We start from the raw sequence: 25,391 nt of genomic DNA, 5'->3' as shown, positions 1-25,391 counted from the left end.
AATTATAAATAAAAATGGAGGCGGTTTTTAAATGTGGGAAAATAAGTTTGCTAAAGAATCTTTAACATTCGACGATGTATTACTCATTCCAGCTGAGTCAAATGTTTTACCAAGTGACGTAGATTTAAGCGTTGAATTATCAGATAAAATTAAATTAAACATTCCAGTAATTTCTGCAGGTATGGATACAGTAACAGAATCAAAAATGGCAATTGCAATGGCACGCCAAGGTGGATTAGGTGTTATTCATAAAAATATGGGCATTGAAGAACAAGCTGATGAAGTACAAAAAGTAAAACGTTCTGAAAATGGTGTCATCTCTAATCCTTTCTTCCTAACTCCTGATGAAAGTGTTTACGAAGCAGAAGCTTTAATGGGTAAATATCGCATTTCAGGTGTTCCAATTGTTGATAACGACTCTGACAGAAATTTAGTAGGCATCATTACTAACCGTGATCTACGTTTTATTGAAGATTTCTCAATTAAAATTTCAGATGTGATGACGAAAGAAGGTTTAATCACAGCTCCAGTAGGTACAACTTTAGATGAAGCAGAAGCAATTTTACAAGAACACAAAATTGAAAAGCTACCTTTAGTAGAAAATGGTAAATTGAAAGGTTTAATTACAATTAAAGATATTGAAAAAGTACTTGAATTCCCACATGCTGCTAAGGATGAATACGGTAGATTATTAGCAGCAGCTGCTATCGGTACGTCTAAAGATACTGAAATCCGCGCTCAAAAACTTGTTGAAGCGGGTGTCGATGCATTAATCATTGATACAGCGCACGGTCACTCTAAAGGTGTTATCGATCAAGTTAAACACATTAAAGACACGTATCCTGAGGTAACTGTTGTAGCTGGTAACGTTGCCACTGCTGAAGCTACACGTGCGTTATTTGAAGCAGGCGCTGACGTTGTTAAAGTAGGTATTGGACCTGGTTCTATTTGTACGACACGTGTTGTAGCAGGTGTTGGTGTTCCTCAAATTACTGCTGTATATGATTGCGCGACTGAAGCACGTAAACATGGCAAAGCTATTATTGCCGATGGTGGTATTAAATTCTCAGGAGATATTATCAAAGCATTAGCAGCAGGTGGACATGCCGTTATGTTAGGTAGCTTATTAGCTGGTACTGAAGAAAGCCCAGGTGCTACTGAAGTATTCCAAGGAAGACAATATAAAGTTTATCGTGGTATGGGCTCATTAGGTGCTATGGAAAAAGGTTCAAACGACCGTTACTTCCAAGAAGATAAAGCTCCTAGAAAATTTGTTCCAGAAGGTATTGAAGGACGTACAGCATACAAAGGTCCTTTACAAGACACTGTTTATCAACTTATGGGCGGTGTAAGAGCAGGTATGGGTTATACTGGTTCGAAAGACCTTAAAGCTCTACGTGAAGAAGCCCAATTTACTCGCATGGGACCTGCTGGTTTAGCGGAAAGTCACCCTCATAACGTTCAAATTACTAAAGAATCACCAAATTATTCTTTCTAATTAGGAATTGAAATACATTCATTATTTTAGAGATCGCTCTTCATGACTATGTTATATGTTAGCTTGAAATTCTTTTTCGGATAATCGGATGAAAAATGATAGCGAAGTATAGCACTGGGAGGAGCGTTTCTCTAAGTTTTATACATAAAAATCACAATAATAAAGGAGATTCGCAATTATGGAGATGGCGAAAGAGCAAGAATTAATTCTTGTCTTAGACTTTGGTAGCCAATACAATCAATTAATTACACGACGTATTCGTGAAATGGGCGTCTACAGTGAATTACATGATCATGAGATTTCAATTGAAGAAATCAAACGAATGAATCCTAAAGGAATTATACTTTCGGGTGGTCCTAATTCTGTATATGAAGAAGGTTCATTTACAATTGATCCTGAAATATATAATTTAGGTATCCCTGTATTAGGTATTTGCTACGGAATGCAATTAACGACAAAACTTCTAGGTGGTAAGGTAGAGCGTGCAAACGAGCGTGAATATGGAAAGGCTATTATCAATGCTAAATCTGATGAGTTATTCTTTGGACTACCTTCAGAACAAACTGTATGGATGAGCCACTCTGATAAAGTCATTGAGATTCCTGAAGGGTTTGAAGTGATTGCAGATAGTCCTAGTACAAACTATGCTGCGATTGAAGATAAATCACGTCGTATTTATGGCGTTCAGTTCCATCCAGAAGTACGTCATACTGAATATGGTAATGACTTATTAAGAAACTTCGTACGTCGCGTTTGTAATTGTACAGGCGAGTGGACAATGGAGAATTTCATTGAAATTGAAATAGAGAAGATTCGTGAACAAGTTGGCGACCGTAAAGTTTTATGTGCTATGAGTGGTGGCGTAGATTCATCAGTGGTAGCAGTGTTGTTACATAAAGCAATCGGCGATCAATTAACTTGTATATTTGTTGACCATGGTTTACTTCGAAAAGGTGAAGGCGATATGGTCATGGAGCAATTCGGTGAAGGCTTTGATATGAATATTATTCGTGTTAATGCGCAAGACCGTTTTATGGACAAGTTAAAAGGCGTGTCTGATCCAGAACAAAAACGTAAAATTATAGGTAATGAGTTTGTTTATGTTTTCGACGATGAAGCGGCTAAATTAACGGATGTAGATTTCTTAGCTCAAGGTACGCTTTATACTGATGTGATTGAGTCTGGTACTAAAACGGCTCAAACAATCAAATCTCACCATAACGTAGGTGGGTTACCTGAAGATATGGAATTTGAGCTTATCGAACCGATTAACACGTTATTTAAAGACGAAGTACGTGCTTTAGGTATTGAATTAGGCATTCCAGAGCACTTAGTTTGGAGACAGCCATTCCCAGGTCCCGGTTTAGGTATTCGTGTACTTGGAGAAATTACTGAAGATAAATTAGAAATTGTACGCGAATCTGATGCAATTTTACGTGAAGTTGTGCGAGAAGAAGGTCTTGAAAGAGATATCTGGCAATATTTCACAGTTTTACCTGGCATTCAATCGGTAGGTGTGATGGGTGACTATCGTACGTACGATCACACTGTAGGTATTCGTGCAGTGACATCCATTGATGGAATGACAAGTGACTTTGCTCGTATTGATTGGGAAGTTTTACAAAAGATCTCAAGTCGTATTGTAAATGAAGTTGACCACGTAAACCGCGTCGTCTATGACATTACTTCTAAGCCCCCAAGTACAATTGAATGGGAATAATGAAATAATCATACTAAGTAGGTTAGAGACATCATAACAATAGGGTCTCTAGCCTATTTATTTTTATATTGAATACGTTATGATTACGCATTTCTAAACCTTTAGCCATTGTGGTTAAAGGTTTTTTGGTGTGTTATTCACTTTAATAAACAGAAGGAAAGAAATGATGATTTATTAAGTTATAACTATTAGCCTACCGTTTTAACAATTTAACTTAAACCCACTCTGAAGTTTATTACCACTATTTATTTGCTTTGTATTATGAAATATAAAAAAATAAAAACTTTGTTGCATAAATATTTAAAGTATATGTATTTCTTTCTATATTTTTGTTTAATGAAGCTATCTTCTATTATTTTATTAATTTATATTTTCATCTTTATTGCAAAATTACACTCGAAAAGTTAAAATTATTTTGGGATTGTGGGAAAAGGGGATTTATATAAAATTAAAATAATATGATTTTAGAGAAATTATCTTTTGTATAAGCAATGTATTTCTAGCTATCATTCTTTTAGAAAATCATGATTAATATATCAATATTTCCACTTGCACATTGAGAATTGAATATAAGGGGGATTCTATATGAACTATTATACTTATGTAGATAGAGAAAATTGTATTTCATGTGCTGCCTGTGGAGTAGCTGCTCCTAATTTATTTAAATATGATGTAGAAGATATTGCATATGCGTGCTTAGATAATAACCGCGGATGTGAATCGGTGCCATCTAATGAAATTGAACATTTGAAAAATGCACTTGAGGGATGTCCAACAGAATCAATTAAAATATCGCAACATCCTTTTAATGAAAAGGGTGAGTGATGAATATGAATAAAAATGGTTTTGGCAAGTTATTGTTAGAAGTTCAAAATAAAGTTAAGCGTTTAAAGAATCCATCTACAATTATTCGTACGCTTTTTACGTTAGATGGGAAAATAGCTGAATCTGTTGGAGTGAAAAGTCTCAATATAGAACAAAATGCTATTTATCAATGTTTAACCGAACATAATTCTAGAATCGTTTTTACTTCTGAGTTAGAAAATGTTGATGAAAATAGAATTTATTTCGGTATAACTGAATATGGAAGAATACTCTTGGGTGCGGATAACTTTTTTGATGATTATGCACTTGTATTAGGTTACTTCGTTGTAAATGAACAAGTGATAAAAATCATAAATGAAAAGATAAGAAAAGCGTTAGAGATAGAAGAAATATACAATAAAGAAGTAAAGAACTTTTTCAAAGGTAAAAGCAAAGATGAGATTAACGAAATAATAAAATTTATTAAGTTTAATATCTATCACATGGCACCCATATTGCTTTATGTTAAAGATAAAACTTTTAGTACATTTTATAATTATAATAATTTGATAAAAGAATTCGATGGAGATACAGAGGACTTTTTATTAAATGATTTGCCCTATAAAAGTGCTGAAAAATGGGATAAAGCAGAAAAAATTTTTGTTTTTAATATGTATCTATTACTTAAATCTGGACCTCCCTCACGTGGAGAGGAAGTAAATGGTATACATTTCTCGCTGTCATTTTTAAAAGATTATTTTAATGAAAAAATCAAAGAATATAGTCATATTTTGAAAAGAGAGACGAATAGTAGTCTTAGCCTAGAAAAACAAGCGGCACGTATATATTCGTTGAGAAAAGAAATTGAAAATAGCTATTTAATCTACAGGTATATCAATGGTCTGAATTTACATAAAGAGGAAAGATATATCGATAAAAGCGAACTAGCTAAACTAAATGACGGTAGCTTAAAAACTGATTTAGAAAAATTTACCTCAATTAAATTCAAAAAAGATTATTATCATTATTTTTGCCAAATTATAGAGAAAAATATTGATAAAGAACCATATCAAATGATTGAAAAAATTATGGATATGATTATCAATAAAGCAATTGACCGAACTTCATCCGATATAGGTATGGCTAGAGGTTTTAGAGCGCCACTCAAATTTTATGAAGCCCATCAAAAAGATAAGTTAGAAGAAATTTTTAACTGGGGACAAAATCAATATTTTTGTTGTGTTATCCCAAGTTCACTCATGAAAGATGCATTTCAAGATAATTCTAAAATATTAGCAGGAATACTTACCGCTATAAGTAAAAGAATGGAATATAACAGTTGGCATTATACCCCGGGAAATTTTTTGAATAATCAAACAAGGATCACTCGTCATTTTTATTTTCCACCTGTTATGGCTGACATAACTATGTGGAGTGATCAGCATCATAAAGGACATGTGTTCGCTAAAGTTAAACATGCCATACGTTGTCCGGGATTTATTGAAAATGGGGCAACAATATATAACGCATTTTTTGATCTAAGATTAATGAAGCAAAGCGGAAGTGATTACAGTAAGAATGACCTAGTCATCGCTATATATTATAAAGAAATATTGAAGTCATTATTTCAATCTTGGTTTGATATATGTAAAAAAACCAAGAAAGAAATAAATATCAATATTTATAGTAGAGAATGGTACCAAAATAAATATACTAAAGATAAAGTGGGTGGTTAGGATATGGAAACCTTATTGTTTATAAATATAAGAAGCCATAAGGTAGAAAGAGTTCAACCTATTATAGAAGCTAAAAATTTAGGGTATCGTGTTGTCTTAATGGCAGATAAAAATCCTAAGTTAATCGGAAAATTAGTAGATGAATTAATTATTATAGATTCTTATGATATTCAAAAAACGATTAATACAGTTATTGAATACAACAAAAATATAAAAATTAGTGGTGTTTTTACTTGGTCAGATAAAGATGTAGAGCTTGTGTCATTTTTAAACAAAGAATTGGGTTTGCCTGGTATTAATCCAGAAATAGTACAAAATGTGAGAAATAAATATTTTATGAGACAAGCTATGTCGAGTGTTAAGGGGCTTTGCCCAAATTTTCAAGAGGTTAAAAGCTTGAATGATTTAAAAGAGGCAGTAGCTAATATTGGAATGCCAGGTATATTAAAACCAGTTGGTGCCTCTGGTAGCAAAGGTATTTTTAAAATTGAAAGTAAAGCACATTTGGAAGATACTTTTAATTTATTATTGGATTCTACCTCCCCAAATAAAGATAAGGTTTATAGTTACTACCCTAATCTATATATTTATGAAGAATACATTGAAGGAGAAGAGTTCTCTGTCGAAGGTGTTGTGCAAAATAAAGAAGTATTTATTGCTGGAATTACTGATAAAAGGGTAACACCTAAATTTTCTTTAGAATATATTGCATTTTTCCCTTCTGATAAGCCTGAAAAGGTGAAAGATGAAATTAAAAAGAAAACGAAATTAGCGATTCAAAGTTTAAAAATTGATCACTGTGCATTTCATTTAGAAGGTCGGTTGACGGAATCTGGTTTTAAAGTGATAGAGATTGCAGCGAGACCAGCTGGTGGCTTCATAACGTCGCATCTTATTAGACTCTCTTCGGGTCACTCATTTATCGAAAAAATCATTGATGTTGCTATTGGAAATAATGTTAAAGATAGCTGGCCAGATTATGAAAATGGTAATAAAAAATTATGCTTTTATAGTATACGTGCACATCAAAGTGGACTGTTCAAAAAAATTGCAGGTCTAGATTTTATTATGGAAATTCCCGGAGTCATTGCCGTCATACCTTTGAAAGAAGAAGGCGATGAAGTCATTATGCCACCACAACATTTCTCTAGTTGCTTCATTGCAAATATTATTTTAGAAGGAGAAAGCACTGAAGATATTGAAAATACTATCGATGAAATCGAATCGTTTATAAAGGTTGAGATACAATGACTGTAATTATATTGTCTAGTACCGATGGAAACAAAACGCCTTACGATTTATGGTTTCCTAATGCTAAAGAAAATATTATTCTTTTTTGTCCAGTAGAAAAAGAACATACATTCAATTCACAGCATTTTTTATTAATTGAAGCATTTGAAAATTACATGGATAACGTGGAGGTTGAAACTAAAGCGATACAGCTAAGCAAAAAGTACAATATCACAAATGTATTATCCATATCGGAATTTGACGTTGTACGGAGTGCGCGGTTAAGAGAGATACTACATTGTCCCGGTCAGTTATTGATGAGTGCGGAATCATATAGAAATAAAATATTGATGAAACAATTACTATATGATTCATCTGTAAATATTCCTAAATTTGAAAAAGTAATTTCTAAAACACAAGTTGAAAAGTTTATTCAACAAACGAGCTATCCTGTGGTTTTAAAACCAATCTATGGTTCAGGATCCATGGATGTATATATTATTAAGAATCAACAAGACATAGACGCCTTTTTTGAAAAAAATCTAAATATAAATAATTATGAAATCGAAGAATTTATCAATGGAGAAATGTATCATGTTGATGGATTAATTCAAAATCATGAAGTCATCGTTTCTTATGTTTCTAAATACTATAAAGGCTGTTTAGAATTTCAAGAAAATCAACCTTTATCGAGTTTTATGATTGAAGAAAAAAATTCGATCAATAAAATTTTAAAAGCACAAGCTGAAAAAGTCATAGATATATTACCTAGCTTTCCAAACGGCTCATTTCATGCTGAATTTTTCGTAACTAACAGTGGCGAAGTTTATTTTTGTGAAATAGGCAGTAGAACTGGAGGCGCAGAAATAGGAAAAGTGATTCAAAATTCGACGTATATACACTTAAATAAAGAAAGTTTATATTTGCAAATGTTTGAGGAACATACTATTTCAATTCCACAAGAACCAGTTGAACGATACTCTGGTTTTGTTTTGATTCCACCTCAACGTGGCGTCTATAAAGGAATTAAGAAAAATTTAGATTTTGACTGGGTAGTAGCGACTAAAATTTTTGCTAAAAAAAATAAAACATATAACGATGCGCAATTAAGTGTTGATCATATCATATCTGTTGTAATAGAAGGCAACAGTGAAAATGAACTTATTTCTAGAATTAATATTGTCAATGAATGGTATGAAAAAAATGTTATATGGGAACATCATCAATAGAATAAAGGAGTTTTTATTGAAAAATTTACCTGAAATCATATATATATTATTTTTAGCTACATTTCTTGAAAGATTTAGCTATTTTCTGATTATACCTTTTTTATCTATTTATTTAGCTCAAAATTATCATTTAAGTGGTTTGGAAATAGGTTTGGTAGTTTCGACATTTGCGATTACATCTCTATTTATGAGTTTTATAGCGGCGCCTTTTATAGACAAAATCGATAAAAAAGTCATTATTTTTGTTGGTTTATTTCTATCGGCAATGAGTTTCCTATGTTTCCCTCTAATCAGTAAATGTCTATTTTTCGTTATATTTGCTTTAGTTAATAGTATTGGAAGTAGTCTTCTTTCGCCGACATATAAAACAATTTTGGCATTATCCACTGATAAAATGAATAAGGAATTTGTATTTAATATACGCTATTATCTTGTTAACATTTCAGCTACATTAGCTCCATTGGTGTCAGTACAATTACAATTCTTAGGTGTACATATTATTTGTTACATCATTTTTATGGCTTATTGTATCAATTTCAATGCGTTTATATATGCATTTTACGTACTTAAAATAGATTTACAAAATAAAAATAATACTTTGAAAGTTGATATTAGTCGTATGTATACTACATTTCGTGATGATAGAGCATATTCATATTTAATCATTGGATTGATCCTGTTTGTGTTTGGTTATACCGTTATGACTAGCATATTACCCCAATATTTTGCTATATATTATAAAAATCTTAATGCCTCAAAGTTATTTGCGTTGTTACTTTCAGTAAATGGAATTACTGTTATCACATGTCAATTCTTCGTTTATGTTTTTAGCAAACGCGCATCCATTAAAACAGCAATGATTACGGGGGCCTTCTTATTACCTGTGAGTTTATTTGCTCTAGGGATAATTGATGATGTTATCTTAAAATGTATATCAATGGTCGTGTTTACTTTAGGCGAAATGTTGGTTTTTACAATGATGGATATACGTATTGATGCATTATCTAATGATAATTTTAAAGGGACATATTATTCGTTAGCTGGGTTGCAAAACCTGGGAGCTTTGTTAGCGCCAATCATAGGTGGTGTGTGTTTAGACATTATTCAGCAAAGTTGGATAATATTCGGATTGTTATCAATTATAACCTCTTTCAGTATATTATTTTTCTATAAAAGTAATAAAATTGCATAATCATCAAGATTGGAATTGTATATTTAAATTCATAAGTGTATAAATATAGATTTAAATGTTATATATTGTGATGATTTCAACGTCTAAGTATTCAAGTCTGTCAGTTAAGCAAAATTTATTCATTATATCTTAAAGGTTTTATAATAATAATGTAAAGAAATAATTGAGAGGAGATGAATTTCATGAGTGATTTAATTCAATTCGCGAAAAAAGTCTTCGACTTCTTAAGAAGTATTCTAGTACATGGTGGACCTAAGTTTTAAATAAATTGCCACTCCATTAAGGAGTGGCTTTGTTGTATTGAATTGTAGTACAACGTAAAAAATTAAACATTAAGATTTTTGAAATTTTCGAAAGTTTAATATATATTTGTTAAACAAACTTTAAGACTAAAATTATGGAGGGGTATATGAAGACTGTCAGTCCATTTATTTATGTAAAAGACGTAGATAAATCATTAAGTTATTATAAAGATGTATTTCAGGCAAATACTGAAATTCTGATGGGTAAAGATGGTAAAACGTATCATGCCCAATTGATTATTGGAGAGAGTACTTTTGTTCATTTCGCAGATACTTTCCATAAACATCCGATTTCTAAAAATCCTCACCTCATTATCGAATGTGATTCGCAAGAAGAATTGGAACGTGTGTATCAACGATTAGTAGATGACGGTGGTCAAATTAAAGTGAAATTAGAGAAGACGTTCTTTAATGCGTATCATGCTGAAGTTAAAGACCGCCTAAATGGTATTACATGGGTATTAAATTACTTCATTAATGGCACATTTTAAAATTAAACAATTCGTTATGGGTTAGTTAAAAACGAGAAACGTTTTTAACTAACTTTTTTTATTTGTGCTATTGCTAAACTCATTTTCAAAAGAATAGGTTGATACTTAAACCAACTTTCTATAAAATGTAAAACGTAATAATTACTATTTACATAAAGAGAGGTTATATGAATGGCTAAGATACCAGTGACAGTGCTAAGTGGATATTTAGGTGCTGGAAAGACAACATTGCTTAATCATATTCTTAAAAATAGAGAGGGGCGTCGAATTGCTGTCATAGTCAATGATATGAGTGAGGTCAATATTGATAAAGACTTAGTCGCTCAAGGCGGAGGGTTATCTAGAACGGATGAAAAACTTGTCGAACTATCAAATGGGTGTATCTGTTGTACTTTAAGAGATGATTTACTTAAAGAAGTTGAACGTTTAGTTAAAAAGGGCGGTATTGACCAAATTGTCATTGAGTCTACAGGAATTTCAGAACCTGTACCGGTTGCGCAAACATTTTCCTATATAGATGAAGAATTGGGGATTGATTTAACCGCTTTATGTAGGTTAGATACTATGGTAACTGTAGTGGATGCGAATCGTTTTGTTAACGATATACAATCTGAAGATTTATTAGCTGATAGAGATGAAAGTATAGGGGATGCTGATGAACGCACAATAGCAGATTTACTGATTGACCAGGTTGAATTCTGTGATGTGATGATTATCAATAAAACTGATTTAGTAAGTAAAGAGGCATTAGGTCGTTTAGAACAGACTCTTAGAGCGTTACAACCTGAAGCAAAGATGATTAAAACAGTAAATTCAGAAGTTGATTTATCAGAAGTATTAAATACACAGTTATTTGACTTTGAGAAGGCAAGTGAGTCTGCGGGATGGATCAAAGAGCTTACAGAAGGTGGTCATGAACATCATACGCCTGAAACAGAGGAGTATGGAATTTCATCATTTGTTTATCGCAGAAAACTCCCATTTAACGCAGAACGTTTTAAAGATTGGTTCGATCATTTACCTAGCAATATCGTGAGAGCAAAGGGAATCGTTTGGTTTGCACAACATAATAGTGTAGCTTGTTTATTGTCGCAAGCAGGCTCGTCATGTGATGTTCATCCTGTAACATATTGGGTTGCTACCATGCCTGAACAAAAGCAGAAAGAAATACTTCAAGCACGTGCGGAAGTAGCTGCTGAATGGGATTTAGAATATGGGGATCGTCATACGCAATTTGTTGTTATAGGAACTGACTTAGACCAAGAGGAAATAACTAGACAGCTAGATGCTTGTTTAATAAATACTTCAGAAATTAATCAAGATTGGCGATTACTTTACGATCCTTATCAATGGAAATATGATAAAAGAATGTAGTGAGGAGTTGATGCGTATCATTTACTATTCTGGGTGAACTTAGAGTCTTGAGTTTCAAGAAAATAAGTGATTGTTCCACGTGAAAAATACATTAAAAATACAGGTTATTGTAAAAGTGAATGTAATTAAGCACTCCTGCAATAACCTGTTTTAATTTATTTAATATTCTTTCTAACAAATTGACCTGCCGAACCTTTAAATGATTCGCCACCAGCCATTTCTTGTTTCGCATATTGGTCTGTTGATTTTCCATCTAAATTATATCCATATGTTCTCAAGCCATAAATTTTGCTGAATTTGGAATCTAACATCGGTGAACCTGAAGCGCCTGATCTGAAAATATCTTTTGTTAGTATTTCTGAACCATTTCCAGAAAATTGTACAAAGCGTAAACGATTAAAATATGCCTTAGTATTATCATTATGTTGCCATGGATAACCTAATGAGTAAAGTGTCGAGTTGAATTTTAAACTTTTAATTTCTTTGTCCGTAGCGATTCGTATAGGTTTAACATACTTGCCCATATTTTCTTTAGTATGTACTACCGCAATATCGCTTTGAGGTACTTTAATCACCTTTGAGGCATGAAAATGATATGGGATAGACTTGCCATCTCGATTCATATCGAATGAAATGTATTTAGCAGCTGCAGCTTTACCATATCTGTCATCAATGACATGGGCATTCGTAATAAATGTATGCGAACCTATCACTGTTCCTGTTCCCATTGAATCTTGTTTTCTTACTTTTGGGTCGTTGCTTCCTTTTTTCCAGCCATTCTTATTAGATACTCTACCAATTGCTTTTAATTTACTTTGTTTAGTAGTTGTGTAATGCGAGATACTAAGTTTCTTATTACTGATTTTTTTAGCTTTATTCAAAGCTGTAACATATGTTGGATACTGAAACCCGTCTCGATAATAATGATCAACTTCAGCTTTAGCTTTTTCACTGTGGTACAAACTAAATGTAATAGTGGATGTTGAAATCAGTGTACCAGCAATAACAGTTTTAATGATTTGAGATATTTTCATAATTAGCTCTCCCTTTGTTAATGAAAATAAATGATCTAATTAGACAATAGCGAATGGCGTAGTGAAAATGAGTAACACAAAAAAGTTAACGAAGAATAGAGAAATATTAAGTGATTTATTATTTCTAAACATTCCTAAAATGTTAACAATGATAGATATAACGAAAAATGTTGCACCTGGGAAATACCAAAAACTAAATCCACTTTCGTTATATAGATTAGTGAACATTGTTGTATAGCAAATAAACACGCTAATTAGTGTGAATAAGATTGATAAAATATCTAAAATTGATAGATTTCTCATGTATGTCGTTCCTTTCGATGTCGTAGTAATAATTAAATTTTTAGCATTGAAATCATAGTTAAGAGTTAGCAAATTTCATGCTGTATATTCTATTATATGTATAAATATGTTTATTACAATAGTTATTTTAATTTTTAATATAAATAAACAAAAAGAAAGGGCGATTAGATAGTGGGGAGATCTATTATTCAAGTAGTAAGTGATTTGCAAATAAAAAAACCACTACCTTATTAGGTAGTGGTTTGGATAAAAATTATAGACTATTTTTTGAATTTTTTAACTAAGTCTACGATAGTTTTAACGATTTCGATGATAGTTGTAACGATACCCATGTTTGTTGCCTCCCTTCACAACATTGTATGTTAGAGAATTTTTATTGAATATTCATAAGCTATGAGTAATAGCTAAATGAATCAATAAACTTATTTGTTAGTGAATTTTTCAATTAAGCCTTTGACAACTTTAACGATTTGATTGATGATATCACTCATTAAAATTACCTCCTTTGCTTAGTTGATATGTATAGTTTAACGAGAAAGTGATGTTTTGGGTGTGATATTCCCTAACTCGTTTATTAAATAGCCTAAGTGAAATTTTTAGGTCATTAAGTTACACACAATTATTCCTAGATGTAGTTAAGTAGTGTAAACCTTTACAAAACCTTTACATTCATATTTTGAGCTTGTTCTTCACTTCACAATTTAACCTTATTTTAGGTAGAAAAATTGGTGTGACAAGCCAATTTAAATTGACATTAGTATTAAAATGAATTACATTTATACTAATGTGCGCAAAAGTAACAGCTAAGTCTTACTTTAGCGATTATGGATTTCGACATCCAAATTGATGAAGAAGAAAGAGTTTTTACTTTGCTATAAATGATATATAGGCAGCTTATTTAAATAAAGTTAATAATAGTACATGTTTAATTGATTAACATGTTTACTCTATACATACTTGAGTTGAATTGAAGCCTACAGTAGTTATAAATTCTTTTAAACCATCATTGTATTCAATGGTGGTGAAGGGATTAACTATTGTAGGCTTTTTTATTATGGAAATTAAGTGAAATAGAAGTCATTTTTGAAAAGTGGGGGACGTGCAATGTTAAGTATGAGCATCATTTTAATAGTATTTTTTATAACACTTGTCATTGCTATACTGAGTGGATTAATATTTCTCATTCCATCAGTACCAATTAAATACATTAAAATACACCTTTATCTCATTGTTCTACCAATTATTATAAGTGTTATAGGACTATTGAATGTTAGTGATAGAGAACAAATTGGGCCTTTTACAATGGATCATCTCGCGTGGTTAATGGGAAGTTTCATACTTATTTTAGGTTTTATTATTCAAAAGTTCTCAGTTCGTTATTTAATAGGTGACCGTAATTACCGCAAGTATTTTCCATTATTTACGTTAATCACATCTTTTGCATCTATTGCATGGTTAAGTGGAGATTTGAGATTGATGGTTTTATTTTGGGGAGCAACGTTACTTTCTTTAACGCTACTCATAAGAGTAAATCGTTCTTGGAAGATACCTTACGAGGCGGCTAAAGTATCTGGAAAGTCATTTGCTTTGGGATGGCTCTCATTACTTGTTGCTGTCATCTTATTATATGTAGCTACAGGAAACTGGCATATTAATGTCACTTTAGCAAACGATGACGTAATAACTAGTGGTATGAGATTCATCATTGATATGCTCATCGTTTTAGCAGTAATCGTACCTGCTGCTCAATTTCCATTCCAAAGTTGGTTAATTGAATCAGTAGCTGCACCTACGCCTGTTTCTGCAATTATGCACGCGGGCATTGTGAATGCGGGAGGCATAATACTAACACGGTTTTCACCTGTCTTTAATGACCCATTAGCAATTACTATCTTGTTAATTATCGCAAGTATTTCTGTATTACTAGGGTCTGGCATCAGCTTGGTACATGTGGATTATAAAAGACAATTAGTTGGTTCTACGATGAGCCAAATGGGCTTTATGCTTGTTCAATGTGCCTTAGGAGTTTACTCAGCAGCGATTATTCATTTAATTTTACATGGTGTATTTAAAGCAACGCTATTCTTACAATCAGGTTCGGTTGTGAAACGATTTAATATACCAATACCACCTAGCGCTAAGCGTTCTTATAGTTGGGTAGTATTAGGTCGTTGCTTAGCAATTATTATTGCTATTTTATTTTGGTTAGGTAGTGACCGCAGTGCATATGAAATTTTAAGTGCTTTAATATTGGCGTGGTCGCTAATGGTATCATGGAATCAAATGGTGGCATTTAGTAGAGGACTAATCGGTAGAGTGATAGGTATTATAATGATTGTTATTGTTGCTCTTGTTTATATTGTTACACATCATTATTTCTACAATACATTAAGTCATGTTTATATGAATGTTGCTCATCCACCATTAATGAGTGTGATCATTGGTATTTTAATTTTAGTGTTTGGAAGCGTTCTTAGTATTTGGGTTGCACGTCAGAGAGATTCAAAAGCGTTTGCTGTTTTGTATTTGTGGCTGGTTAAATTAGGTGAAGCCAAGACGAAATCAATCGAAAGTCACCCAACTTATCTGAAGAAATATTTATAAAAGAGGAGAGAAAGGTTATGACTCAATATCAACAAGATATGAATGAATTGGTATCACGTGCAAAACGTGTCATTACACCCTTATCACCTATTTCTATATTTGCTGCACGCAATCCATGGGAAAGTTTAGAAGATCGTACCTTTGATCAAGTTGCAAAGTGGATTAGAGAGGTAAGAGATATTGATATGTATCCTAACCATGCTTCTATTCATGCAGGAATTAAAAATGGAGAGATTGATAAGAAGGTGTTTGAAGACGTTCTTCAAGAAGATATAAACGCTTTTGATACGCCTCTCTCTGAAAATGAAGTTCACGCATATATGGATAATGCTAAACATTTATCTCACATTGATGAGGAATATTTTAATGAAAATGATCAAACAAAATTAGAAGAATGGGTGAAAGATCATTTTAAAGATTCTGTGAGTCAAACACGTGTTAGAGCTAAGAGTGCTGACCGTCTTAGTTCAAACGGAGAAAAACTTATCGATATTTTAGACGCACACATGATTAAATGGTCAAAATTATATTTAGACGATTTTCAATCAAGTTGGACAATGCCACAACGTGATAAAGGTTTTTATACAGCATGGTTACATTTAGCACAACACGACCCAATGTTACAGAAAGAACAACGTCAAAAAATTAAAATGCTATCTCATGACGTCAATGAAGCGATTTATCAAGCTTTTAAATATTTGAACATTAAGGAAGAAAACCAGCAAGCATATGTAGAAAGTCATTTATTATCATTACCTGGTTGGGCTGGAATGATGTATTACCGTGCAGAAAAAAATGAATTTGAAAAAGACTTACTTACTGAATATGTAGCTATACGCTTGTCTATGGAAGCATTGCTGATTAATAGTCAATTTGATACCTCTAATGGACTGCCTTTTCATATAAAAAAAGGTTTGGAGCAAGTTCATACGTTACTTTATCACAGCAACATGTCTGTGAGTGAATGGTTAGAGTTACCGGCGTCTAAACAGAGTGATTATTTAAAATTAGTAGAAACTTTTAGTCCGGCATATTTCCAGAAACTGTGGCTTTATGCGTGGGAAGAAACGCATGAAAATGAATTAGTTGAAAAAATCTATGATTCACCACGTAAGATACATGATAAACAAAGAACACAAGTACAACTAGCATTCTGTATTGATGTACGTTCTGAACCGTTTAGACGTCATTTAGAGAGTGAAGGTCCTTTTGAAACGATAGGTATAGCAGGATTCTTTGGTTTACCTATTCAAAAAGAAGTGCTAGATGAGCAATTTACGCATAATTCATTACCGGTCATGGTAGAACCTGCATATAAAATTAAGGAATATGCTGATCGACAAGAGTTAAATATGTATAATCAACAACAACGTTCTGTAACTTCGATGTTTTATACATTTAAACTAATGAAGCATAATGTATTACCTAGTCTATTATTACCCGAACTAAGTGGGCCATTTCTCAGTATTAATACTATTGCTAATACCATTTTACCGAAGAAAGCACATCAATTTGTGAATCGTCTTACAAAAAAATGGCTTCGTAAACCTGATGCCAAATTAACAATTGAAAGAGAACACGGTCAATACTCTGAATTACCGATAGGGTTTACTGAGGAAGAGCAAGTTCAATTTTCTAAAAATGCTTTACAATTAATGGATTTAACAAAAGACTTTGCACCACTTGTAGTTTTAGGCGGTCATGGTAGTGAGTCTCATAATAATCCTTATCATGCCACATTAGAGTGTGGCGCTTGTGGGGGGGCATCGAGTGGATTTAACGCTAAATTATTAGCTACCATGTGTAATATGCCATCTGTAAGAGAAGGGTTAGCCCAAGAAGGAATTCACATTCCTGAGGACACTGTTTTTATAGCTGCAGAACATAAAACATCAGTAGATTATTTAGAGTACATTTACATGCCACACTTAAGTGAAGCCGCACAACATGCTTTTGATCAATTAGAAGCAGCAATGCCTAAGGTAAGCTATAAAGCTAATTTAGAACGTCTAGGTGAATTACCGAGTATTGATGAACATCACAAGGACCCTATTGGTGAAGCGCATCGTTATGCAAGTGATTGGAGCGAAGTTCGACCTGAATGGGGATTAGCTAAAAATGCAGAATTTATAATTGGTAAACGTGAAATTACTGAGAATAGTGATCTAGAGGGGCGAGCATTCTTACACAATTATGATTGGGCGAAAGATGAAGATGGCCAAATTTTAAACACGATTATCTCAGGCCCTGCCCTTGTTGCTCAATGGATTAACTTACAATATTATGCGTCTACAGTGGCACCACACTTTTATGGTAGTGGAAATAAGACGACACAATCTGTGACTTCAGGTGTAGGTGTGATGCAAGGGAACTCAAGTGATTTAATGTACGGGCTGCCGTGGCAGTCTGTTATGGCAGGAGATAATGAAATGTATCATTCGCCAATACGCCTCCTTGTAGTTATCCAAGCGCCTGATGCGCATATTCAACGCCTGCTAAATGAAAATGATCATTTTCGTCGTAAAGTTGATCATCGTTGGGTCAGACTTGCTAGTATTGATGAAAATAATAGCTGGAAAGATTGGTAATTGTTAATTAGTGTGATAAAGAATTGTGATCTAAATTAACGCGATTTCGGAAATATCTAGATTAATGTTAAACTATAGTTAATCAAGATATAGGAGTAGTCTAGTTATGAAAAAGACTAAAGGTATTTATGAATCCGAAATAAGTAAAGCTATTACGCAATGGGAAAAGGACTTTCTAGGTAGAGGGTCATTATCTGTAAAAACTGACATATTACGCGATATGATAATTGTTAATTTACAAGGTATATTAACACCTGCTGAATATCGTGTATGTAAGACGAACGAAGGCTTATTAAATATTAAGCGTACACGTTCAGAACTTGTCGAATCAGGAGAAGATGATTTAAATGCGATTATTTATGATTTGACAGGCGTAAAAGTTGTGACATTTCATAGTGATTTAAGCACAGTTACTGGTGAGCGCGTGATTGTTTTTAAATTAGAAGATAATTTTGAAAAAAGAATAAATCAATAAACGGAATGAAGACAGTACTATCGAAGAGATAGTGCTGTTTTTTATTTTAGATGAAATAAATCATTGACGTATACAACTAAACGATAGATGATTCCCATTAAATTAGGAATAATAACCATTGTGGCGATTAACTTTTCAGATTTAAATGCAATTAAACTTAAAATAATAGGGATTATATAAAGTATAAATAACCATAATAATAACGTGTCAAAGTTGGGATGGAATGGTATAAAAAAGCGTATAAGTGTAATAATGAGAGCAATGTAAATGAGTATTCGCTTATCCTTCAAAATATTCCTTCCTAACATATATAAAATAGATAAAACTTATTATACATTAATATTCATGTAATAAGTATAAAATCTTAATGATAAATGATAGCTTAGTGCATAAATTAATACAAGAGATTGTTTGAAAAAGTAATTGATTAGAATTTGAGGTAGAATGAGAAATAATAAATCATTTAGCAAGTGAATTTGTGGTTAAAGTGAGGCGTATTCAATGAGAATAAATCAATTTAATCAGCCTATAGGGGATGAAGTATCTCATAATTATCAATTCCAATTTCCTAAAAAAGAACAATTAGACGGAAGGTATAGTTCATTAGTTAAATTAAATGAATCTCATATTGACGATTTGTTTCAAGTTTTAGGTAAGGAAGATAGTCGGCCTAGTTGGACATATTTATTTGAGAATCCAATTCTACACAAAGAGGAATTTAATAAGTACATCCAACGTTTAATACACAAGGAGGACTCAGTATTTTACGCAATTATCGATCGCAACCAGCAACGTGCATTAGGCTATGTCTCACTAATGAGGATAAATCAAAATCATGGCTCAATTGAGATAGGTAATGTACATTATTCTAATCAGTTAAAACGTACAAGAGTTGCTACTGAAATCCAATTTTTATTAGCACAATATGTCTTTGAAGGTTTAGGTTATCGGAGATATGAATGGAAATGTGATCATTTAAATGAGCCTTCTAAAAAAGCTGCACAACGCTTAGGATTTACCTTTGAAGGTGTGTTTAGACAGGCAGTTATTTATAAAAATAGAAATCGTGATACTGCATGGTTTTCTATGATCGATAAAGAGTGGCCTCAAATAAAAAAGAGATATGAAATTTGGCTAAAACCTCAAAATTTTGATGAAAAAGGCAATCAAGTTAATAAGTTGTAAAAAGTTAGTTTTAAGAAGAACAAGAATATGATTTATCTTCTATCACAACTAAGAGAAATAGGTGTTTAAATGAAGATTGAAAGGTTGAATTTAATAAAAGTAACAATTCCTTTGCTTATCATGTTGCTTATTATTTTTAGTTTTATGATGTATGGTGCAATGACAAACTGTCACTTACTCAAAGTTATAGATAAATCATCTTTAGAGTGGTTTACACAATGCTTTGGTCACCCACCAAGAGTATATGAAGGTGATATTTTAAATTTATATATGACTTTTTGTGCTACAGTTGGCGATGTAAGTGCCGTTCTTAAATTAGCATCAATACTCGTTATATGTTTGTTTATTTTCAAAAATAAACATCAAGCGATATGGGTATTATTATTAATGACTACAGGTACATGGATTAATTATCTTATTAAGCAAACTGTGGAAAGACAGCGTCCATTTAGTCATTTAGCTATTGATTCTGGATGGTCCTTTCCTAGTGGTCACTCTAATGCGAGTACCTTACTCTTTTTAGTGATTATGCTTACAATTGTACCTGTTATAAAAGTAAAAGTGATTCGAATCATTATTATAATTGTAACAAGCATACTCTGGATAAGCATTTTGTTTTGCAGATTATATTTTCATGCACACTATCTTACTGATGTTATTGGCGGTGGAACATTAGCAGTTGTATGGGTATTACTATTTATAATGGCTTACCCTTTGTTTACTTTACGGAATAATAAGAAAAACTAGAGTGATATAAGGAGTTTAGATAATATGGGAAATGATAAAGCACTTGTACTAGGCGGCGGTGGAATCACAGGAATGGCATGGGAAGCAGGTGTTCTAGCAGGATTAATTGAAAATGATATAAATGTATCTAGTGCCGATGCGATTATTGGGACATCAGCTGGTTCATTTATTGGTGCTATATTAGCAAATCAAGTGGATATGAAATCCTATTATTTAGAATTACCATCTCAAATTAGTTCGAATGATAGAGGTTCATTAAATTCGGATTTATATCGTCTTTGGCAAAATGCATTTGTTGTAGGCAAAGATGATCCAATTAAAGTAGGTCAAATGCTTGGAGATATTGTTTATACGCATCCATCTAAAATGCCATTAAACCAACGTATGCATGCAGTCCGTCAGCGCTTAGGTAATGTGGATTGGACAGGTAATCTTTTTATAACCGCTATTAATGCCAAATCTGGACAGCTAGCCACTTTCAATAAAGAGAGCAACATACCGTTAGAAGAAGCGGTAGCAGCAAGTGGTGCTGTACCAGGTTTATGGCCTCATATACGCCTATTAAATCAAGATTGGATTGATGGAGGAATGACTTCTCCAGCAAATGCAATGGCAGCTAAAGATTTTAAAAATATCATTATCATAGCCCCGTTAGCTGATGGTTATGGAAATCTACCTAGTGTAAACGATGATGCAAATAAATTAAATAAAAATAGTAATGTAATTACTGTCACACCAAATAATGATAGTCAAAAAGCTATTGGTGAGAACATTTATAGTCCTGATAATTTAATTAATATTGGACATGCTGGTTATGAGCAGGGCATATCAATAGCTGAAGAAATCAAACAACATCATCATGTATGGATGTCATAGATACCATCATCCATTTGTTAAAATAAATAGAATAGCTCAGTAATAATGTGTTTTTAAATGATTCAGTCTATCTGTATCATGCGAGCCGTCTAAAATTGAGAAAACGTAATTATATTAGGAGTGACATTAAGAAATGAAGATTAAAGCACCTCAACCAATTTATTTAAAGGGAAATCGTGACCAAGCGATTCTCTTATTACACTCTTTTACAGGTACAGTGCGCGACGTCAAGCACTTAGCGACAACTTTAAATGACCAAGGTTTTACCTGTTATGTGCCAAACTATCCAGGTCATGGTTTACCATTAGATCAATTTACACAATTTAATATTAATGATTGGTGGAATGAAGTTAAAGATGCCTATCACTTCTTAGAGGACGAAGGTTATCAACATATTTATGCTACAGGTGTTTCTTTAGGAGGATTGTTTACGCTTAGGCTAGCTGAGCAATTTGATTTAGAGCGAATAGCTGTCATGTCAGCACCTCATAAAAAAGGTGAGAGTGGTATTGCTAAAAGACTTGAAACTTACGGGCGAAGAATGAATCAAATTTTAAACTTCGATGACGCAGAAAGCTTTGATCAATTGGAAAATATTCAAAAGTATAATAAACAAATTGAGGTTTTTCAAAATATCATTGATGATATCATGTCTCATCTTGATAGAATTACAATTCCAACTAAGGTAATGTATGGCGAGCAAGATGATAAGGCGTATTCCCATAGTGCGCAATTTATTTTTGACCATATTGCTAGTGAGGATAAAGAATTGAATTCTTTTGAAAGAAGCGGTCATTTAATGACATATGGAGAGGGACGAGAAGCATTAGAGCAAGCTATTGTTGAATTTTTTAACGATAACGAGTAAGAGCTATAAAATATTAAAGGAGACTAATAGTTTATGAAACGCACATTCTTACTTACTTATACAACTATTTCAGGTAAAACTTATACAGAATTTAAAACTTTTGAAAATGGTCCCGACTATGACACTTGTGTGAGACGTATTATAGATGAGTTTGATGAACTCCCGTATCTATATATCAAAAAAGATATTGTTCGTTATATTAATGTAAATCATATTGAGAGTTTAGATATTGAGGAAGTATCTGAGGGGCAAAATATTGTTTATGGATTAGATGATGAGTAAAAGTTAAAATTCAAAAATGTTAAATCTAATTATTCTGACAATATATAGGTACATTGCACTTAAAATCAACTCGTGATACAGTGGTATTTAAGCACAAAAACACTTTAGCGCTTTAAAGGGAGTTGGTAAAATGAGCAACCAATCGCAGTGGAAGACATCTACCGGTTTTATCCTAGCTAGCGCAGGTTCTGCAATTGGCTTAGGCGCAATGTGGAAATTCCCATACATGGCCGGAATATACGGCGGTGGCGCATTCTTATTAATGTTTTTGATTTTCACTATTTTTGTAGGACTTCCGTTACTCATAATGGAATTTACTGTAGGCAAGATGGGGCGTACATATACGACTCAAATTTATAGTAAATTAACTGGTAAGAAATGGTTAAATCTCATTGGATGGAACGGGAATTTAGCCGTATTAATATTATTTGGATTTTATAGTGTTATAGGTGGTTGGATTATCATCTATATGGGCAATGTTATTGTACAAGCACTATCTTTCAAGCCCATTTCTCTAACTAGTATCAAATTTGAAGATATTATTAGTAATCCTTGGCTAACAGTACTCGGACAGGGGATATTTATTTTTCTAACGATGATTATTGTTATGCTCGGTGTTGAAAAAGGTTTGGAAAAAGCATCTAAAATTATGATGCCATTATTATTTATCTTTTTATTAATTATTGTAGTAAAATCTTTAACTTTAGACGGTGCGCTAGAGGGCGTGCGCTATATTTTACAACCAAGACTTCATGATGTCTCAATGGAAGGTGTGCTCTTTGCACTAGGGCAATCTTTCTTTACTTTATCACTTGGTACAACAGGAATGATTACTTATGCAAGCTACGCACCAAAAGAAATGACTATTAAATCTTCAGCAATTTCAATTGTAGTTATGAATATTCTAGTGTCTATCTTAGCAGGTTTAGCCATTTTCCCAGCTTTAAAAGCGTTTGGTTACCAACCTCAAGAAGGTCCTGGTTTATTATTTAAAGTTTTACCATTAGTGTTTAATCAAATGCACTTTGGAGCGATTTTCTACTTTATCTTTTTAGTATTGTTTTTATTTGCAGCATTGACATCTTCTATTTCATTGTTAGAGTTAAATGTATCTAACTTTACTAAAAATGATAATCGCAAACGTAAACGAGTAGCATTCATCGGCAGTGTATTAGTATTTGTGATTAGCATTCCGGCTACCCTTTCATTTAGTAGTTTAAGTGATGTGAAAATAGGTGCGGGCACCATCTTCGATAACATGGATTTTATTGTTTCAAACATTTTAATGCCAATAGGTGCTTTAGGTACCACATTAGTTGTAGGTCAATTGTTAGATAAAAAGTTATTACAAGAGAGCTTTGGTAAAGACAAGTTCAAATTATTCTTACCTTGGTATTATTTAATTAAATTTGTAATGCCAGTGGTGATTATATTAGTCTTTATCGTTCAATTAGTATAAAAGGGATCGTTACCAGAAAAATAATTCATTGGTAACGATCCCTTATTTTTTAGTTAAAGTATGCTTCAAGATATGCTTTATCTAGTTTAAGTAACTCTACAAAATCATCAGACATAATTTCTTCGCTTAATTCAATATTTTTATCTAAAATAAAATGTGCTAATTTTTCATTTTCTTCATTAGACTCGAAGAACGTTTTAGCATTTTCTACAATGCTACTATCGCTATAAATGATGAGCGCTCTACCATAAGGTAAGTCACGTTTACTACGTTGATAAGCAGGTTCTAATAAACTCATTACTTTAGCGCCATTTTTATAATTAAAAGCTGCATCTAAATCACTTTTAACCTTATCATTAATATTGGATAAACGTTCTTTTTCTGGTTCGTTATCAGGTCTAAACTCATCTTTTAAATATTCTTTCCAATCATTTAAATCTTTTTGTATTTGTTGTTCAAGCTTTTTACTATCTTCCGAATTTGAATCATTAAGTTGTTTAATTTTCTCTATATTTTGCTTAATTTTATCAAAAGATGTTAAATCTTCTTTATTTAAATTACTTTTATCAAATTCTTCATAATGGCCAGTGACATTCATATAAAGGCCTCCTCAAAAGTTTTAATTTAGGTTTAATTTACCTAGCTTAGACCTATCTTAAACATAATTATATTAAATCTACTTTGAAGGTTGAACATTCTCTAATTCGACGTGTTGCTTTTGTAATTCATTTATAAGTTTTTGAGACATTGTAGCATTTTTAATGACTACATTATCGAACGCACAATTTTTGAATTTAACATTTTCAAATGAAGCATTATCAACTTCAACATTTTTAAAGTTAACGTTTTTGAATGTAGTATCCGTCATTTTAACATTACGAGCGAGATTTTCGTCGAACAAGATATCTTGGAAGACCATGTTATTAAGAACAGTTTCATCAAATGATGTATTCACAAATGTTGTGTCTTTATATTGATTCTTATAAAAATGAACACTCTCAAAGATGCAATTATTAAAACCACATGTAGTGAACTTACTATTAGAAATCGCTTTTATATTTTTAAAAATACCTTCATTAAAGTTGCAGTTTTTAAAACGACTTTTATTAACTTCTAATTCATCATACATTGAATTTCTAAAATTAGACGATGTATAACGTAGATTTTTAAAATTTTCTTTCGTAAATACTGATAAGGACAAGTCACGTTTCGTCATAATTTGTTATCTCCTTTAGTTTATAATTTCTCTCAATTTTGGATTCATATATTTAGATGTGTATATACATCTTTAACTTAGCTCTATTCACTTTAATGATAACATGTTGCACATATAATCACATATGATTGACTTTTAATTAATTTCTAAGGATTTTATATTTCGCAAAAGTAATTTG

At 32.3% G+C, this 25,391-nt stretch carries 25 protein-coding genes; 18 read left to right on the top strand and 7 right to left on the bottom strand.

Annotated features, from left to right (window positions below; genetic code table 11):
- The first annotated feature begins 31 nt into the window (after window positions 1–31).
- The 9 genes from guaB (at window position 32) to HMPREF3154_RS02845 (ending at window position 11,576) form a co-directional block, all read left to right on the top strand.
- Window positions 32–1,498 (top strand): IMP dehydrogenase, encoded by a 1,467-nt coding sequence (gene guaB / locus HMPREF3154_RS02885; protein WP_030061277.1) that lies wholly within the window; start codon window positions 32–34, stop codon window positions 1,496–1,498.
- A gap of 178 nt (window positions 1,499–1,676) precedes the next feature.
- Window positions 1,677–3,218: a glutamine-hydrolyzing GMP synthase gene (guaA, locus tag HMPREF3154_RS02880; RefSeq protein WP_023349905.1), complete on the top strand. Its 1,542-nt coding sequence runs from the start codon at window positions 1,677–1,679 to the stop codon at window positions 3,216–3,218.
- Between the two features lie 585 nt (window positions 3,219–3,803).
- Window positions 3,804–4,043 (top strand): ferredoxin, encoded by a 240-nt coding sequence (locus HMPREF3154_RS02875; RefSeq protein ID WP_002434152.1) that lies wholly within the window; start codon window positions 3,804–3,806, stop codon window positions 4,041–4,043.
- 5 nt (window positions 4,044–4,048) lie between these two features.
- Window positions 4,049–5,758: a hypothetical protein gene (locus HMPREF3154_RS02870; RefSeq protein ID WP_070474361.1), complete on the top strand. Its 1,710-nt coding sequence runs from the start codon at window positions 4,049–4,051 to the stop codon at window positions 5,756–5,758.
- Window positions 5,759–5,761: 3 nt separating this feature from the next.
- Window positions 5,762–7,009 (top strand): ATP-grasp domain-containing protein, encoded by a 1,248-nt coding sequence (locus HMPREF3154_RS02865; protein WP_023349900.1) that lies wholly within the window; start codon window positions 5,762–5,764, stop codon window positions 7,007–7,009.
- On the top strand, window positions 7,006–8,217 hold the full coding sequence (locus tag HMPREF3154_RS02860; RefSeq protein ID WP_023349899.1) for an ATP-grasp domain-containing protein: 1,212 nt from the start codon (window positions 7,006–7,008) through the stop codon (window positions 8,215–8,217). Before HMPREF3154_RS02865 ends, HMPREF3154_RS02860 begins: the two co-directional genes overlap by 4 nt.
- A 16-nt stretch (window positions 8,218–8,233) precedes the next feature.
- A complete protein-coding gene (locus HMPREF3154_RS02855) occupies window positions 8,234–9,409 on the top strand; it encodes an MFS transporter (RefSeq protein ID WP_030061270.1) in 1,176 nt (391 codons plus the stop codon).
- 409 nt (window positions 9,410–9,818) lie between these two features.
- A complete protein-coding gene (locus HMPREF3154_RS02850; RefSeq protein WP_002454466.1) occupies window positions 9,819–10,202 on the top strand; it encodes a VOC family protein in 384 nt (127 codons plus the stop codon).
- A 171-nt stretch (window positions 10,203–10,373) separates the two neighbouring features.
- Complete coding sequence (locus HMPREF3154_RS02845) at window positions 10,374–11,576, top strand: GTP-binding protein (RefSeq protein WP_023349897.1); 1,203 nt, start codon at window positions 10,374–10,376, stop codon at window positions 11,574–11,576.
- A gap of 155 nt (window positions 11,577–11,731) precedes the next feature.
- Here HMPREF3154_RS02845 and HMPREF3154_RS02840 read toward each other — a convergent pair whose 3' ends face one another.
- The 4 genes from HMPREF3154_RS02840 to HMPREF3154_RS11770 all read right to left on the bottom strand — a co-directional run bounded on the left by HMPREF3154_RS02840 (window position 11,732) and on the right by HMPREF3154_RS11770 (window position 13,404).
- On the bottom strand, window positions 11,732–12,610 hold the full coding sequence (locus HMPREF3154_RS02840) for a trypsin-like serine peptidase (protein ID WP_002434468.1): 879 nt from the start codon (window positions 12,608–12,610) through the stop codon (window positions 11,732–11,734).
- A 39-nt stretch (window positions 12,611–12,649) separates the two neighbouring features.
- Window positions 12,650–12,913, bottom strand: coding sequence for a hypothetical protein (locus HMPREF3154_RS11215; RefSeq protein WP_023349896.1), 264 nt, complete (start codon window positions 12,911–12,913; stop codon window positions 12,650–12,652).
- 260 nt (window positions 12,914–13,173) lie between these two features.
- Window positions 13,174–13,245: a PSM-delta family phenol-soluble modulin gene (locus HMPREF3154_RS11775; protein ID WP_095323428.1), complete on the bottom strand. Its 72-nt coding sequence runs from the start codon at window positions 13,243–13,245 to the stop codon at window positions 13,174–13,176.
- 90 nt (window positions 13,246–13,335) lie between these two features.
- Window positions 13,336–13,404, bottom strand: a complete 69-nt coding sequence (locus tag HMPREF3154_RS11770) for an alpha-1/alpha-2 family phenol-soluble modulin (RefSeq protein ID WP_098905584.1) — start codon at window positions 13,402–13,404, stop codon at window positions 13,336–13,338.
- Between the two features lie 613 nt (window positions 13,405–14,017).
- Between HMPREF3154_RS11770 and HMPREF3154_RS02835 the strand changes: the two genes are divergently transcribed.
- From HMPREF3154_RS02835 to HMPREF3154_RS02825, 3 genes are all read left to right on the top strand, one after another.
- Window positions 14,018–15,517, top strand: a complete 1,500-nt coding sequence (locus HMPREF3154_RS02835; RefSeq protein WP_030061267.1) for an NADH dehydrogenase subunit 5 — start codon at window positions 14,018–14,020, stop codon at window positions 15,515–15,517.
- 17 nt (window positions 15,518–15,534) lie between these two features.
- Entirely contained in the window at window positions 15,535–18,105 is a 2,571-nt protein-coding gene (locus tag HMPREF3154_RS02830) for a DUF2309 domain-containing protein (RefSeq protein ID WP_030061265.1), read from the top strand.
- A gap of 106 nt (window positions 18,106–18,211) precedes the next feature.
- On the top strand, window positions 18,212–18,580 hold the full coding sequence (locus tag HMPREF3154_RS02825; protein ID WP_002434441.1) for a Na-translocating system protein MpsC family protein: 369 nt from the start codon (window positions 18,212–18,214) through the stop codon (window positions 18,578–18,580).
- Window positions 18,581–18,621: 41 nt separating this feature from the next.
- Here HMPREF3154_RS02825 and HMPREF3154_RS11210 read toward each other — a convergent pair whose 3' ends face one another.
- Window positions 18,622–18,870, bottom strand: coding sequence for a hypothetical protein (locus tag HMPREF3154_RS11210; protein ID WP_023349893.1), 249 nt, complete (start codon window positions 18,868–18,870; stop codon window positions 18,622–18,624).
- 211 nt (window positions 18,871–19,081) lie between these two features.
- Here HMPREF3154_RS11210 and HMPREF3154_RS02820 point away from each other — a divergent pair, with 211 nt between their 5' ends.
- The 6 genes from HMPREF3154_RS02820 to HMPREF3154_RS02795 all read left to right on the top strand — a co-directional run bounded on the left by HMPREF3154_RS02820 (window position 19,082) and on the right by HMPREF3154_RS02795 (window position 23,997).
- Window positions 19,082–19,765: a GNAT family N-acetyltransferase gene (locus HMPREF3154_RS02820; protein WP_030061263.1), complete on the top strand. Its 684-nt coding sequence runs from the start codon at window positions 19,082–19,084 to the stop codon at window positions 19,763–19,765.
- Between the two features lie 69 nt (window positions 19,766–19,834).
- Entirely contained in the window at window positions 19,835–20,512 is a 678-nt protein-coding gene (locus tag HMPREF3154_RS02815) for a phosphatase PAP2 family protein (protein WP_070474330.1), read from the top strand.
- Between the two features lie 24 nt (window positions 20,513–20,536).
- Window positions 20,537–21,388, top strand: coding sequence for a patatin-like phospholipase family protein (locus HMPREF3154_RS02810; protein ID WP_030061261.1), 852 nt, complete (start codon window positions 20,537–20,539; stop codon window positions 21,386–21,388).
- 133 nt (window positions 21,389–21,521) lie between these two features.
- Entirely contained in the window at window positions 21,522–22,256 is a 735-nt protein-coding gene (locus HMPREF3154_RS02805) for an alpha/beta hydrolase (protein WP_030061258.1), read from the top strand.
- A 33-nt stretch (window positions 22,257–22,289) separates the two neighbouring features.
- Window positions 22,290–22,538, top strand: a complete 249-nt coding sequence (locus HMPREF3154_RS02800; RefSeq protein ID WP_030061256.1) for a hypothetical protein — start codon at window positions 22,290–22,292, stop codon at window positions 22,536–22,538.
- 130 nt (window positions 22,539–22,668) lie between these two features.
- Window positions 22,669–23,997: a sodium-dependent transporter gene (locus HMPREF3154_RS02795; RefSeq protein WP_030061254.1), complete on the top strand. Its 1,329-nt coding sequence runs from the start codon at window positions 22,669–22,671 to the stop codon at window positions 23,995–23,997.
- 49 nt (window positions 23,998–24,046) lie between these two features.
- Here HMPREF3154_RS02795 and HMPREF3154_RS02790 read toward each other — a convergent pair whose 3' ends face one another.
- On the bottom strand, window positions 24,047–24,595 hold the full coding sequence (locus HMPREF3154_RS02790; protein ID WP_002434499.1) for a hypothetical protein: 549 nt from the start codon (window positions 24,593–24,595) through the stop codon (window positions 24,047–24,049).
- A 78-nt stretch (window positions 24,596–24,673) separates the two neighbouring features.
- Window positions 24,674–25,213, bottom strand: a complete 540-nt coding sequence (locus HMPREF3154_RS02785) for a pentapeptide repeat-containing protein (protein ID WP_002434461.1) — start codon at window positions 25,211–25,213, stop codon at window positions 24,674–24,676.
- Window positions 25,214–25,391 lie beyond the last annotated feature (178 nt).

Source organism: Staphylococcus sp. HMSC06C11, from assembly GCF_001808345.1.
Taxonomy (GTDB): domain Bacteria; phylum Bacillota; class Bacilli; order Staphylococcales; family Staphylococcaceae; genus Staphylococcus; species Staphylococcus capitis.
This window is presented reverse-complemented; position numbering and strand designations above follow the sequence as displayed.